A 483-nucleotide genomic window follows, 5' to 3' on the forward strand; every position below is an offset into this window, starting at 1 on the left:
TGCGGTGCATGCCGCGTTGAGCGTGTGGCGGCCTGCGGGCCGGCGGGGCGGGGCTCGCGGGTTCCTGCACCACGTGAGCAAGTCCAGGCCGGTCGCCGCGCCGGTGGTGCGGGTCCGGGCGGGACGACGCACACCGCGCACCCTCGACAGGCAGGAGGTCGAGGCGCTGATCGGGGCGTGCCAGCGGCGCCGGGACCGGCTGCTGCTCGAGGTGCTCGCGAGCACTGGGATGCGAGTCGGTGAGGCGCTCGGGCTGCGGCATGAGGACTGGGACGCGGCCGAGCGGCAGGTGCGGGTGCTCGCCCGTGACAACGACAACCGGGCCCGGTCCAAATCGTTGGTCCCGCGGACGATCCCGGTCCCGGCCTCGCTGGTCCGGTGCTACGCCGACTACCTGATCGAGGAGTACGGCGAACTCGACAGTGACTACGTCTTCGTCAATCTGTGGGGTGGGCGCGTCGGTTCACCGCTGAAGTACGCGGC

1 protein-coding gene is annotated in these 483 nt (G+C 72.0%); it reads left to right on the top strand.

Features of this window, described 5'->3' with window-relative positions:
* Nucleotides 1–73: 73 nt before the first annotated feature.
* A partial coding sequence (locus ABD225_RS05725) for a tyrosine-type recombinase/integrase (protein ID WP_344082381.1) occupies nt 74–483 on the top strand: 410 nt, incomplete at its 3' end.

Origin of the sequence: Nostocoides veronense (assembly GCF_039531185.1) — a bacterium.
Taxonomy (GTDB): Bacteria; Actinomycetota; Actinomycetes; order Actinomycetales; family Dermatophilaceae; genus Nostocoides_A; species Nostocoides_A veronense.